Here is a 12,630-nt window from a genome sequence, read left to right as displayed (position 1 = left end):
CAACAGTGTTAGCACATATTGTGACATACGATGGATTTAATATGAAATTGGTTTTCGGAAAGTTTGTTGGTGCTTAATTGGTTGCTCATTCATTTCTTGTGGTTTATCCAATTGACGATTAACAAACATCGATATATTAACTAGAATTCCCATTGAAATCATTAATAATAAAAATGATGACCCACCGTAACTAATAAAAGGTAGTGGAACACCTGTAATCGGGATTAAGCCGGTTACCCCGCCTAAGTTAATGAAGGTTTGAATACCTATCATTGACGAAATGCCAATAGCAAGTAAACTGCCAAATGGATCGTTGCTTTTTCGAGCAATAAGAAACCCCTTTAGGATAATAAACAATAATAAAAATAACACAAAGGTAACTCCAAACAATCCTAACTCTTCTGCGATAATAGCCATAATAAAGTCTGTATGAGATTCCGGTAAATAACCAAACTTCTGAATACTTTCTCCAAGTCCTAAACCGTTTAAACCTCCTAACCCTATAGCTATGTACGAATTAACTAGCTGGTAACCACCACCAACTATATCCTCATTTGCAAACGGATCTAAATAACCATAAAGTCGCCCCAGCCTTTTTTCTGTAAAAATCTGATTCGAGAAAATAACGAATATAGGTGTAATTAAAATTAAGCCAGCAAGAGCTAACATACCTAGTTTAATTAAATTTTTTATCCCCATACCAGATGACATAATTATTGTGGTCGCAATCATTGCAATGATAGTAGCTGTCCCAATATCAGGCTGTAGAACAACCAAAATACAAATAAATCCCACAAAAATTATTGGTGGCAAAACTGCCCTATCAAATTGATTTATGTATGATTGCTTTTTTGAATATGCAGCAGCTAGATATATAATGACAGCCATCTTAGCAAACTCTGATGGTTGTAATCGAATAATACCTAACTTTAACCAACTTTGGGCATTACCAGCTGTGTGACCTAAAAAGAATACAAATATTAACAAGGCAATAATACCTAACACAATGCCTTGAAGAATCTTTTTTGATGCATACGCTTTATACGGAAAGATCATGGTCGATAGAAATGCTATAAAACCAATTATTAGCCATTTTTTTTGTTGCTGAAAAAAAAAGTCACTTTGCCCACCTGTATATTCATCATACCTTGTTACCGATATAACAGTACTGGAACTATATATCATCAATAATCCAAAGACACTCAATAGCAATACAGCAACTACAATTGAATAATCATATGATTTGAACATTTTTTTTATCATATATCCTCTTCCTAACTACATATTAATACAAAAACTTTTATAAATATTATTCTCCATTAAACTACGAAAAACCTTTGACGTTTTGTTAAAAACTGAATATTCTAAGATATGTAATGTTTATAAAAAAACTCAAACCATCTTCATAGTTTGAGTTAATGCATATTATTTTTTCGTCGATGCTTCATGTAGGGAAGAAAGCTCCTTCTCTAATTGATCCAGTAACTCTTTACCCTGTTGTTCTTCTATAAGCCTTAACCTTACTGCAAAATCTATTTCTCTAGATAAGCCAAACATTTGCGTATCTAGTACTTCTTCATATAATGGACACTGCGGCATCGTTAAGTTATCCATTTGAACTTTTATTAACTTCAGTATTTTTGCAGCATCAGCTTTTAAGAGACTGTATGCTTTTTCACGTTCATTTGTTGCAATTTCAGCCGTCAAAATTAATCCCTCCGTTCACGAGCGACTACCCCAATCCTATCTATAAATATTACCGTGAAAAAAGGAAAAAAGCAAGAAAAAAGCGATTTTTCAATACTAAAATATACTTAACTTGAATGTTGTGGAAAGTATTTCAAGCATCTTTAGTCCAGCAATGCTATTACCTTTATCATCTAAAGATGGTCCATAGATACCAATTCCAAATTTATTAGGTAACACTGCAAGAATCCCTCCAGAAACGCCACTCTTTGCAGGTAAGCCGATTTTAATTGCAAACTCTCCAGATGCATTATACATTCCACATGTAACCATAAAAGTTTTACATATTCTCGCTATTTGTGCAGGAATGATTCTCTCTCCTGTGTAAGGATTGGTACCATCAAACGCAAAAACTAATGCTATTTTCGCTAATTCAATACAATTAATATTTATTGCACATTGTTTCGTGTATACATCCAATAGCCGTTCTATATCTCCATTTATAATCCCATGTTCTTTCATATAGTAACCTAAAGACCGATTTAGATATGCTGTATGAAACTCTGAATCCGCAACCTCAGACGAATATGAGATATGATCACCACCTGTAAGTTTACGGACAAATGATGTAAAATTATTAATTTGTTCACTTGCTGTGTTACCGCTTATCATGTTTGTTACGGCTAAAGCACCTGCATTAATCATTGGGTTTAAAGGCTTGGAAGGAACTGTTGTTTCTAGCTTAGCAATTGAATGAAAGGGGTCACCAGTTGGCTCCATCCCCACTTTAGAAAAAACATATTTTTCTCCATGCTCCATTAAAGCTAATGCTAAACTAATTACCTTTGATATACTTTGCAAAGTAAACCTTTTATTCACATCTCCAGCAGAATTGCACGTACCATCAGGATAATATAGAGCTATAGCTAAATCTTCTTTATTAGCTTTAGCTAATGCGGGTATGTATGCTGCCACATTACCATACTGTATACATTCTCTAGCTGCATTAACAGTTCGCTCTAATTCACTAGCGGATTTACAAGCCATAATATCTCTCCTTAGTTTCTCACTGTTAGTGTATATTTATCTTGTCCAGGTCTGAAAGTTTCATGATGTACTGATGACAATTATTTAAAAACACGCTATACTTTTGCTAATGAAATAAGTAGAAAGGTTGATTCTAGTGACATCAATTGTAATGATCGAAGGCAATGTAGCATTTAAAATCACACTTGATCCCGCAGTTTGGATATTTGATGACAGACGAATTAATTTAAAATCATTCTTTTCTTCAAATAAAGAGGCAGATAAGTCTGATGGTAATGTAACTAATGTCTCAAAGCAATGGGAACGTGAAATCAGCGAAGGGGCGATTTCACCACCTACATTACGAACGGAAAAAAAATTTGAGAAGGAAAAAGCTTTAACTGGTTCATTCGGTATTTTACTTAAACATTTTTTAGAAAATGCACAGCCGCTACAAAATGCTACAGCATTAGATATAGTTACTCACACAGAAACCATTACAATCTCACTCTCACAAGCTGCAGATACTATTTTAGCTTTTTCCAACAACGGAGAGCCTTTAAAAGATAATGGGCCAATACATATATATTTTGCTGATGGGTCTAACAAGGAAAGGCCGATCACACATATAAGAAAGTTCATTGTTAAATAAGACTGTTTCCTACATTTAATGAGAAGCGCAAGGTCTTACATTGAGTCCGTAGCATTTTTCCTGTTGTGCAACGATGACAATCATATATATCTTCAACAAGGTAGCATGTAAAAATGCACCTAACACAAAAGAAAAAGTGGTTAAATGATCGCTAAAAACAACTGGAGCACCACCTTAATAAGATGGTGCTCCTTCATAATATATCAGCTGCTAATTGCGCTATTTTGGAACGTTCTCCTTTTATGAGTTTCACATGCCCTGCAATTCTTTCATTTTTAAACTTTTCTACGACATAAGTTAAGCCATTATTGTATTCATCCAAATAAGGATGATCTATTTGCTCAGGATCACCCATGAGCACTATCTTACTTCCTTCTCCTACTCTTGTTAAAATTGTTTTAATTTCATGCTTCGTTAAATTTTGAGCTTCATCAATAATGATGAACTGTTCTGGTATACTTCTTCCACGTATATAAGTTAGTGCTTCCACTTCAATTGATCCTAGCCCAGCAAGGATCGCATCTAATTCACCTGGTTTCTTTGTATTAAATAAGTATTCCAAATTATCAAAGATGGGTTGCATCCACGGTCGCAGTTTTTCTTGCTTTTCCCCAGGTAGAAAACCAATATCTTTACCAACAGGTACAATGGGCCTTGCAACTAATAATTTTTTATATATACATAAATCCTCTGTTTGTAAAAGTCCCGCTGCTAACGTAAGTAACGTCTTACCTGTCCCCGCTTTACCAATTAATGTAACGAGTGATATATCTTCTCTTAGCAATAACTCTAAAGCCATCATCTGCTGGACGTTACGAGGCTTAATCCCCCATACATGTTCTTGTAAAAAGACCAATTTACTAATTTTTTGCTCTTTCTCATTGATCATCCCAACTGCAGATGCTGAACCACCAGATGAGTCCTTCATAATAATAAATTGGTTTGGGTATAATTGGTTACTACTATTTTCAGCTAATGTTAGATCGCCTTTATTATAAAACTGTTGAAAATCCTCGGTACTTGCAAATAAATCAGTAAAACCTGAGTAAATATGACCAATATCAACTACTCTATCACTTAAAAAGTCTTCCGCATTTAATCCCAACACATCCGCTTTTACTCTAACTAAAGCATCTTTGCTAACTAGGATGACTGACCTGCCATTTTCTTTGTTTTGTTCCTCGATTGATAAATTTTTGGCAACTGCCAATATACGATTATCATTTGTTTTTTCTACGAAAATATCTTGTAGTTGCTGAAAAGAACGGTGATTCAATTCAATTCTAAGAACACCACCATTCTCTAATGAAATCTTTTCATGAAGTTTTCCACTTAACCGAAAGCTATCCACTAACTTAGATACTTGTCTTGCATTTCTCCCAACTTCATCCATATAGCGTTTTTTTGAATCAACTTCTTCTAAAACAACAGCTGGGATGACAACTTCATTATTTCCAAATGTAAAAATTGAATGTGGGTCTTGAAGTAAAACATTTGTATCTAACACGTAGATCTTATCCAACCCTCCGCCTCCCTGTATGGATATAATTCAGTTCTATCAGATACATCAGAACCTCTTATCGTCTGTGTTCAAAGAGTACCTTCAATATCGTGTTAAACTATTAGACGGCTTGATAAAATATATGTCTGGACGTATAAAGATAGAAGGTTAAATAAACAATAAAATCAAATTGTTTATCACAAAGAATATAAGCTATTCAAATTCAAAACTAAGGAGTGATAACGATGACAAGAAAATTACTCATAACTATTGTTATCGCATTATTCACATTAATAGGCTGTACCATGAATCAACAAACAAATGATCATAAGAATTCACCTGAAATGATAAATGTTAAAAATACAACAAACGAAACGAAGGAAATAAAAAACGGGCAGGAAGCGGCTAAACATTTAGTGGATTTAGCTAGTAGCATACCTAATGTTAATGATGCAACAGCTATTGTATTAGGTGACTTTGCTGTCGTAGGAATCGATGTCAATTCACAATTGGATAGGTCCAAGGTTAGTACGATTAAGTATTCAGTCGCTGAAAGCTTAAAAAAAGACCCTTACGGTGCAAATGCCATCGTGATAGCGGATCCAGATACGAATGTTAGGTTAAAACAAATGGCAACAGATATAAGGAATGGTCACCCTATTAAAGGAATTATGGATGAACTATCTGCAATCGTTAATAGAGTCATGCCTGAAGTTCCCAACGACCTTATCGAAACAAATAGAAAAATAGATCCAACAAAAAAACCAAATAGAGAACTTAACGACAAAGACAAACAGGAGCTAGAAAAGGAACAAATAGAGGAGTCTGAAGAACAACAAGGCTAAACAAATTAAGCAAAAAAGCAGGGGGCGGCCGAGTGTTCCCTCCCCTGTCTACTTCGCTTCCGTACATTGCATTCTAAGTTAAGTCCAACTCAGAACGGTATATATAATTAGTCCTACTTTTTCAAAGCATCCATTACTTGTTTATCTAGTTTAGCAGCTGCTTTTTCATCATAGGTTTTTTCATACTTAGGTTCCTTAATAATTTTTGAACCATAGAACATAACATCCCGAACTTCAGAAATTTGTATTTCTACTCGTGCAAGCTTTAGTGGTATACCTTCTATTTTATTTTCCTTAACAGAAGCATGCCCTGTAATAGCATACGTTGATTCATTGGCAATAACATTCATAACAACGAGTGAATTTTGGCTCATATTTTCCAACATTCTTGACCTATTATCTACCGCAAAATAAATGCGTTGTTCATCTGGAGCAAAAACCCATGAAATAGCGCTTACAATAGGGCCTCCATTTTCATGATCTACTGTCGCAATAGTCACGAAACGTTCCTTCTGTAATGCCAAAAACAAAGGTTCAATTAGCTTTGGTTCAACTTGATTTGCCATAAAACACCTCCAAAGTTATATATACAATAATCTTACCTTTTTTTGTGGTAAGATAAAACTATAATAAATTATTATTATTTAATGAGGTGCTTTAATGAAAGTAAAATGTGTACTTTGTGACCAGATAAATACAATTGATGATGATTCGATGCAGGCAAAGCGCCTGAGAAACAGACCCATTCATACATATATGTGTGACCCATGTTATGTACGCATAGAAGAAAAAACAAACATGAGGCTTGCTACTGGAAATTTTCACCTATACCGTGACAAAAAAACAGAGGACGAGTGGTAGACAAAAAAGCTTGAAAAAGTAGAACTGAATAGGGAGTCAATTCAATAAAGAGTGAAACGACCTAAAACTGATCATCCTTTGCTATACAAAAGGAGCAGCATTCAGCTCTAAATAAAGCAAAGGTGACTCATAAGTAATGAGCCACCTTTGCTTTATTCATTAGGATAATTAATATACTTCTCAGGTTCTAGTTCAATTTGATCTAACATGACGTGAATTAACTCTATAGGAAATCGATTTTTGAAATCACTTCCATTTTGTGAGTAACTTATATAGTACATGATTTCATCTTTAGTAACAGAAATATTTGACAGTCCATGTTCATCCACTAATATATTTGTAAAAAGTGCGTATGTATCTTGAGCAGCAGAATCATTTTTTCTCGAATCTGCAACTACTTTTATACTTAACCAATTATACAAGGCATCTTGTAATGATTTCATGATTGCACATCCTAGGAATTAGTATTTGCTTTGTGCTTTTTTGCTTGATTTAATCTAATTTTATATATAATTAAAATAACCGCTGCAAAAAACAATCCTTCTGCCATTGGTAAAAATGCCCCGAAAAAAGTTAACACTGTACAACCTAATGCTAAAAAAGCATAAATCACAATATTTTTTAACAAAGGAAGTTTTTTAGCAAAGCCCAGCTTATATACAACAATACTTAATGCAAAAATCGTTATGTATAATAGCCACATGCCCAATTCTGGATTGTCGTCTACTTGATATAATGAGGCAAAAAATGACAGCCTTGAAGAAACATCAATTTCCATTTCAAATCCCTCCTTACATTAAGAAAGCAATATCGCCACCCTCCCCATCAAGAATAGAATCACTTAGTTTAAACATACGTTTTCTCTTTAGACTAAGGAGGCAATTACTTTGTGGGTCAAGGAATTAAGCCAAACTATAAAATTGCATAACATAAGCCAAGTGACTGATACAATTTATAATGCAATTATACCAGCCACAAGACCAATTTCATACTATATTGAAAAACGAATAACATGTTAAATATTTAGCTGTTCATTTCAGCATATTTCTTTTTCTTCGCTATTTTCTCTCGCTCATTTTTATTTAAAAGCTTCTTACGCAAACGAATAGATTCAGGTGTGATTTCACAATACTCATCATCATTTAAATACTCTAAAGATTGTTCAAGTGACATGATACGTGGTTTTTTCATCGTTGTTGTTTGATCCTTTGTTGCTGAACGTACGTTAGTCATCTGTTTTTGTTTACATATATTTACAACAAGGTCATTCTCACGGTTATGCTCACCAACAATCATACCTTCATATACTTCTGTACCTGGCTCTACGAAGATTGTGCCGCGATCTTCTACCCCCATTATACCGTATGATGATGCTTTGCCTTTTTCCATTGAAACGAGAACACCTTGGCGTCTTCCACCGACTTGTCCTTGCTGCATTGGTTGATAGCTATCAAATGAATGGTTAAGAATCCCAAATCCTCTAGTAAGAGAAAGAAACTCAGTAGTATAACCTATTAAACCTCTAGCTGGTACCATGAAAACTAACCTTACTTGACCATTCCCATTATTAATCATATCGAGCATTTCACCTTTACGAGCGCCAATTGACTCGATAATCGATCCGGTATGTTCATCTGGGACATCAATTTGTACACGCTCTACTGGTTCACATCTTACACCGTCGATTTCCCTTACGATAACTTCTGGTTTCGACACTTGTATTTCATATCCCTCTCGACGCATATTTTCAATTAAAATTGATAAGTGTAGCTCACCTCTACCAGAAATAATCCATGCATCTGGTGATTCAGTATTTTCTACACGGAGACTTACATCTGTTTGCAACTCAGCAAGCAATCGTTCTTCTATTTTCCTAGCTGTTACAAACTTACCTTCTCTTCCTGCAAAAGGGCTATTGTTCACAAGAAATGTCATCTGTAATGTCGGCTCATCAATTCGTAACACCGGTAACGCCTCTTCATGATCAAACGGACAAACTGTTTCACCTACATTGATGTCCTCCATTCCAGACACTGCAACAAGGTCTCCAGCTTTTGCTTCATTAATCTCAATGCGCTTCAACCCCGAAAAACCGAACATCTTTGTCACACGAAACTGCTTCACAGATCCATCAAGTTTCATAAGAGATACTTGTTGACCAACTTGCATAGTACCTCTAAATACTCTACCGATACCTATACGTCCTACATAGTCATTATAGTCTAATAATGCCACTTGAAATTGAAGTGGTTCATCACTATTATCAATTGGGGCAGGAATGTATTTAAGAATTCCTTCGAATAATGCCTTCATATCTTCATCTTGTTTTTCAGGGTTTGTACTTGCAGTACCATTAATCGCTGAAGCATATACCACTGGAAAATCAAGCTGTTCTTCATTTGCTCCAAGCTCAATGAATAAATCAATCACTTCGTCAACAACCTCTTCTGGTCGTGCGAAATCTCTATCTATTTTATTAACAACAACAATTGGTGTTAAATTCTGCTCAAGTGCTTTTTTCAAAACGAATCGAGTCTGTGGCATACACCCTTCGTAAGCATCTACAACGAGTAACACACCGTCAACCATTTTCATAATACGTTCAACTTCTCCACCAAAATCAGCGTGACCTGGTGTATCTAATATATTTATTCGACAATCATTATAATTAATCGCAGTATTTTTAGCTAAAATAGTTATACCACGCTCGCGCTCCAAATCATTTGAATCCATGGCACGGTCTTCAACTTGTTCATTTACTCGGAAAGTACCTGCTTGTTGTAATAATTTATCAACGAGCGTCGTTTTTCCATGATCAACATGGGCAATAATCGCTATATTTCGTATATCTTGACGAATAGTCAACGTCTTCAACTCCTAAATTTGATGTTCATATTTTACCTTGACAAAAAACCAACTAGGCTATTATATCACATTCATAGTAGAAAAGATGGATATTTTTCTGTACACTAAAGGTGTAAGTATTATTTAAGCTCAATTTGAGACTTTTAATTGGGGGTTTTTTAACGAATATGAAAAAACTCAACCTCACTATGTTATTATTCGCTATTCTCGCAACTATTTGCATCATGTCTGTCGGAATATTTATTGCTGAACAAAATATCATTGGTATTATTACAGCAAGTATTAGTTTTGTTATAGCAATGGGGTTTGGATTCGTGACAAAGAAGAAAATGCGTGAGCAAGGAAGGTTATAACGGAAGACTTATGCTCCTACTATCGGTTTTGACAAGCTTTAAACAAACCGAAATTAGAGTCCATTCCACCCAAACGACTAGTAACGGAACGGGTGGAATGGAGTTGAGGCTATATGATTGAATATGTGAACGTTCAATTAACAACTAATTATTTGCAATCGTATTAATAAGACCATTGGACAGGCCTCATTCACGTAATGTAGATTTAACCCTCATTCAGTTTATACTTTTGCAAAATTCTGTTATGTAAGTTGATACTACTTGCAAATATACTATTCTCTTCTAGAAATGAAATTTCTTCTCCTTTTACTGTTGTTACAACTCCACCTACCTCACTTAATATTACAACACCTGCAGCGAAGTCCCAAGGTGACAACCTCATTGTAATGTATCCATCTAACCTTCCAGCAGCAACATACGCCATTTCTAGCGCAGCAGAGCCATAAGAACGCGTCCCTCTTGCGTCTTTTACGATCGGAGATAGAATAGCATGATCAATGCGCCAATTTTCTGTTACCCAAGTAGCATTGATTCCAATGATTGCTTCATGGATTGGCGTGTCTTTCAACGGTGATAACAAGATGTTATTTATATATGCACCATGACCTTTTCTTGCATGAAAAAGCTCATCACTAACAACATCATAAATAAGACCGATCATACCTACGCCATTTTCATAAATGCCTATTGAGATGCAAAAATTTCTTTGCTGATGCACGAAATTAATCGTCCCGTCAATAGGATCAATAATCCAAACAGTACCATTCAATGTTTTAACTTCATTACCAAATCCTTCTTCACCTAACACATAATGAGTAGCGTATTTACTGTTAATTTTTTTAATAAAAAATTGCTCTATTTCTCGATCAATATCAGTCACTAAATCATTAGGATTTGATTTTGTATGTATACCTACTTGTTTCGTAAACGAATTGCGTATAACAATACCAGCTTCTTTGATCCACTTCTTCGCGGTTTGATCTATCTCGTCCCAATTGTTACTCATTAAGAGCTGCCTCCCTATTTCATTAGTATAACTTTTACAATTCAGCATACAGAAAACACAAGCTTCATTCAAGCTTTACTTAAACTGTACAAGAAAAACACCAACAGTTATACTAATTGGTGTTTTTCTATGGCTGTTTTTTACTTGATTGTAGCTACTCCAGCTAAGAATGAACTCGGCTAAAGCGAGTAAACTAAGCCCCCATTATTCTTTAAACAAGGAAAGCCGTTTAACATTCTACTTATTTGGTCAAAAGATAACAACTGAATTTAACAACAGAGCCTTTATTTAAACCATCCTAATGACAATAATTCTTCTCGTATTTGTTCTAATCGCTTTAAACACTCATTTTTTTTAGGTACATTTTTTTCCACAATGGCTTCATAAAGTGTCGACAACTCATAATCTAATTCCAACCGTAAAACCGCTAATCGCTCTTCACTATCACTACGCTTCAAAGATTTCATTACTTGTTTCAAGTAAATGCACCCCCTCGGTTTATACTGTTAGTACCCACTTCAGAATGACTATATTTGAATTTGTTGTTATATCTTTATGTTGAGCTAGATGTCTATGGAACAAAAATGTGTGTAGACCCATTATGTTAGATAGAATTTGTATACAAGATTTATGGTAAAATAAGATTTGTTATAAATTCTCGAATGAAGATATTTTTTAAGGAGTGTAATTATGAATTTTCAAGGCTTTTCAGCAGATGATTTTGATACTTTTATGATTCCTGAATTAGATGATCGAATGACAGCGATAAAGCAATTAATTAGACCAAAATTTGAATTTATTGGCACCCATTTTGTCCCTTCTCTTACAACGCTAACTGGGAATGAGATGTTTTTTCATGTGGCCAAACATGCTCGTCGAACTAAAAACCCACCTAATGATACTTGGGTAGCTTTTTCAAGTAATGCAAGAGGATATAAAATGCTACCACACTTCCAGGTTGGCCTGTGGGGGAGTCATTTATTTATCATATTTGCAGTTATCTATGAGTACCCATACAAGGAGAACTTAGGAATAATACTTGAAGAACAATATCGTGAGCTTAAAAAGCAAATTCCTAACAACTTTGTCTGGTCAACAGATCATACAAAACCTACTGCCATAGCTCAAGCAAATTTAACTGATGAGCAAATACTACATATGTTTAACAGGCTACAAACGATCAAAAAGGCAGAAATATTATGCGGAGTTCATATTGACAAAGATGATGTGATAAATATGAATGACAAACAGTTACTTAACATCATTGATACCACTTTTAAAACGCTTATGCCGTTGTATGAATTAGCAACGTCATCATCCACCGTTCTTTCAAAATAATGAAGATATAATAAGAGTTTGAAGTGTGCTTGTGAACTTTTAGCTTCGGCTTTTTGCCAAACACAACTGTAGATGCTTGGCCCCATAGCAAAATATTTATAGGGCCAGGCAATATTTACAGAAAAGGTGATAATTTTTTATAACTTTCCTAGTTGTTCCAATAAACAAAAATATTAACAACAAGAGAGAGCCTTACATTTTAATAATGGCATCATTTGTAATAGCTTCTTTCGCCTTTTTAACGGTATGGTATGAGGAGTACCCACTGATTTCTTCAAATTCTTTACATAATTTTTTTTCTTCAGCTTTACTCGGTACAACTTTTTTAAATACTCGATACGCTTCCATAAGCGTTTCTTTTGCAATGCCTTTTTCATAGGCATGTTCGATTGTCTCGAAAAACCTTACTACATCAACAATTTCATTCGTGTTCCAATCATAAGATATTGGATATTGATAATCCAATGGTATTCCCCCTTAATGTTAATCAAGTTAGC

General features: G+C 34.7%; 16 protein-coding genes. 5 read left to right on the top strand and 11 right to left on the bottom strand.

Annotated features, from left to right (window positions below; genetic code table 11):
• Nucleotides 1-36 precede the first annotated feature (36 nt).
• The 3 genes from V1503_RS17520 to glsA form a co-directional block, all read right to left on the bottom strand.
• Nucleotides 37-1,263, bottom strand: a complete 1,227-nt coding sequence (locus V1503_RS17520) for an FtsW/RodA/SpoVE family cell cycle protein (RefSeq protein WP_214483204.1) — start codon at nt 1,261-1,263, stop codon at nt 37-39.
• Between the two features lie 162 nt (nt 1,264-1,425).
• Nucleotides 1,426-1,707 (bottom strand): Fpa/YlaN family protein, encoded by a 282-nt coding sequence (locus V1503_RS17515; RefSeq protein WP_320208568.1) that lies wholly within the window; start codon nt 1,705-1,707, stop codon nt 1,426-1,428.
• Between the two features lie 96 nt (nt 1,708-1,803).
• Nucleotides 1,804-2,733, bottom strand: a complete 930-nt coding sequence (gene glsA, locus V1503_RS17510; protein WP_410628528.1) for a glutaminase A — start codon at nt 2,731-2,733, stop codon at nt 1,804-1,806.
• A 136-nt stretch (nt 2,734-2,869) separates the two neighbouring features.
• On the opposite strand from glsA, the gene V1503_RS17505 reads away from it, so the two are divergent.
• Complete coding sequence (locus V1503_RS17505) at nt 2,870-3,364, top strand: molybdopterin-binding protein (RefSeq protein ID WP_410628526.1); 495 nt, start codon at nt 2,870-2,872, stop codon at nt 3,362-3,364.
• Between the two features lie 193 nt (nt 3,365-3,557).
• On the opposite strand, the gene V1503_RS17500 is transcribed toward V1503_RS17505, so the two are convergent.
• Nucleotides 3,558-4,886 carry a PhoH family protein gene (locus V1503_RS17500; protein ID WP_214483200.1) on the bottom strand — a complete coding sequence of 443 codons (1,329 nt, stop codon included), beginning with the start codon at nt 4,884-4,886 and terminating at the stop codon, nt 3,558-3,560.
• Nucleotides 4,887-5,110: 224 nt separating this feature from the next.
• Here V1503_RS17500 and V1503_RS17495 point away from each other — a divergent pair, with 224 nt between their 5' ends.
• Nucleotides 5,111-5,710 carry a YhcN/YlaJ family sporulation lipoprotein gene (locus tag V1503_RS17495; protein ID WP_214483199.1) on the top strand — a complete coding sequence of 200 codons (600 nt, stop codon included), beginning with the start codon at nt 5,111-5,113 and terminating at the stop codon, nt 5,708-5,710.
• Between the two features lie 113 nt (nt 5,711-5,823).
• On the opposite strand, the gene V1503_RS17490 is transcribed toward V1503_RS17495, so the two are convergent.
• Nucleotides 5,824-6,276 (bottom strand): pyridoxamine 5'-phosphate oxidase family protein, encoded by a 453-nt coding sequence (locus tag V1503_RS17490; RefSeq protein ID WP_410628523.1) that lies wholly within the window; start codon nt 6,274-6,276, stop codon nt 5,824-5,826.
• Between the two features lie 94 nt (nt 6,277-6,370).
• Between V1503_RS17490 and V1503_RS17485 the strand changes: the two genes are divergently transcribed.
• Complete coding sequence (locus tag V1503_RS17485) at nt 6,371-6,571, top strand: YlaI family protein (RefSeq protein WP_214483197.1); 201 nt, start codon at nt 6,371-6,373, stop codon at nt 6,569-6,571.
• Nucleotides 6,572-6,723: 152 nt separating this feature from the next.
• Here V1503_RS17485 and V1503_RS17480 read toward each other — a convergent pair whose 3' ends face one another.
• The 3 genes from V1503_RS17480 to typA form a co-directional block, all read right to left on the bottom strand.
• On the bottom strand, nt 6,724-7,014 hold the full coding sequence (locus tag V1503_RS17480; protein ID WP_214483196.1) for a hypothetical protein: 291 nt from the start codon (nt 7,012-7,014) through the stop codon (nt 6,724-6,726).
• An 11-nt stretch (nt 7,015-7,025) separates the two neighbouring features.
• Nucleotides 7,026-7,343 (bottom strand): YlaH-like family protein, encoded by a 318-nt coding sequence (locus V1503_RS17475; protein WP_214483278.1) that lies wholly within the window; start codon nt 7,341-7,343, stop codon nt 7,026-7,028.
• Between the two features lie 251 nt (nt 7,344-7,594).
• Nucleotides 7,595-9,436 carry a translational GTPase TypA gene (gene typA / locus V1503_RS17470; protein WP_214483195.1) on the bottom strand — a complete coding sequence of 614 codons (1,842 nt, stop codon included), beginning with the start codon at nt 9,434-9,436 and terminating at the stop codon, nt 7,595-7,597.
• A gap of 167 nt (nt 9,437-9,603) precedes the next feature.
• On the opposite strand from typA, the gene V1503_RS17465 reads away from it, so the two are divergent.
• Nucleotides 9,604-9,789, top strand: coding sequence for a YlaF family protein (locus tag V1503_RS17465; RefSeq protein ID WP_214483194.1), 186 nt, complete (start codon nt 9,604-9,606; stop codon nt 9,787-9,789).
• Nucleotides 9,790-9,994: 205 nt separating this feature from the next.
• On the opposite strand, the gene V1503_RS17460 is transcribed toward V1503_RS17465, so the two are convergent.
• Complete coding sequence (locus V1503_RS17460; protein ID WP_214483193.1) at nt 9,995-10,795, bottom strand: inositol monophosphatase family protein; 801 nt, start codon at nt 10,793-10,795, stop codon at nt 9,995-9,997.
• Nucleotides 10,796-11,079: 284 nt separating this feature from the next.
• Nucleotides 11,080-11,274 carry a YkzI domain-containing protein gene (locus V1503_RS17455; RefSeq protein WP_410628519.1) on the bottom strand — a complete coding sequence of 65 codons (195 nt, stop codon included), beginning with the start codon at nt 11,272-11,274 and terminating at the stop codon, nt 11,080-11,082.
• Between the two features lie 211 nt (nt 11,275-11,485).
• Here V1503_RS17455 and V1503_RS17450 point away from each other — a divergent pair, with 211 nt between their 5' ends.
• Nucleotides 11,486-12,133: a YktB family protein gene (locus tag V1503_RS17450; protein WP_410628515.1), complete on the top strand. Its 648-nt coding sequence runs from the start codon at nt 11,486-11,488 to the stop codon at nt 12,131-12,133.
• A 192-nt stretch (nt 12,134-12,325) separates the two neighbouring features.
• Here the strand turns inward: V1503_RS17450 and V1503_RS17445 are convergent, their stop codons facing one another.
• Nucleotides 12,326-12,598: a UPF0223 family protein gene (locus V1503_RS17445; protein ID WP_214483190.1), complete on the bottom strand. Its 273-nt coding sequence runs from the start codon at nt 12,596-12,598 to the stop codon at nt 12,326-12,328.
• Between the last annotated feature and the right edge of the window lie 32 nt (nt 12,599-12,630).

It is taken from the genome of Nanhaiella sioensis, assembly GCF_046557775.1.
Taxonomy (GTDB): domain Bacteria; phylum Bacillota; class Bacilli; order Bacillales; family SM2101; genus Nanhaiella; species Nanhaiella sioensis.
Note: the sequence above shows the minus strand (reverse complement) of the source record. Positions and strands in the feature narration are given on the sequence as shown.

What these genes read in the sequence shown, in the direction of transcription:
- V1503_RS17520 (WP_214483204.1), bottom strand. Translation starts at nt 1,263, where the DNA reads ATGATAAAAAAAATGTTCAAATCATATGATTATTCAATTGTAGTTGCT.
- V1503_RS17460 (WP_214483193.1), bottom strand. Translation starts at nt 10,795, where the DNA reads ATGAGTAACAATTGGGACGAGATAGATCAAACCGCGAAGAAGTGGATC.
- V1503_RS17450 (WP_410628515.1), top strand. Translation starts at nt 11,486, where the DNA reads ATGAATTTTCAAGGCTTTTCAGCAGATGATTTTGATACTTTTATGATT.
- V1503_RS17490 (WP_410628523.1), bottom strand. Translation starts at nt 6,276, where the DNA reads ATGGCAAATCAAGTTGAACCAAAGCTAATTGAACCTTTGTTTTTGGCA.
- V1503_RS17465 (WP_214483194.1), top strand. Translation starts at nt 9,604, where the DNA reads ATGAAAAAACTCAACCTCACTATGTTATTATTCGCTATTCTCGCAACT.
- glsA (WP_410628528.1), bottom strand. Translation starts at nt 2,733, where the DNA reads ATGGCTTGTAAATCCGCTAGTGAATTAGAGCGAACTGTTAATGCAGCT.
- V1503_RS17495 (WP_214483199.1), top strand. Translation starts at nt 5,111, where the DNA reads ATGACAAGAAAATTACTCATAACTATTGTTATCGCATTATTCACATTA.
- V1503_RS17480 (WP_214483196.1), bottom strand. Translation starts at nt 7,014, where the DNA reads ATGAAATCATTACAAGATGCCTTGTATAATTGGTTAAGTATAAAAGTA.
- V1503_RS17485 (WP_214483197.1), top strand. Translation starts at nt 6,371, where the DNA reads ATGAAAGTAAAATGTGTACTTTGTGACCAGATAAATACAATTGATGAT.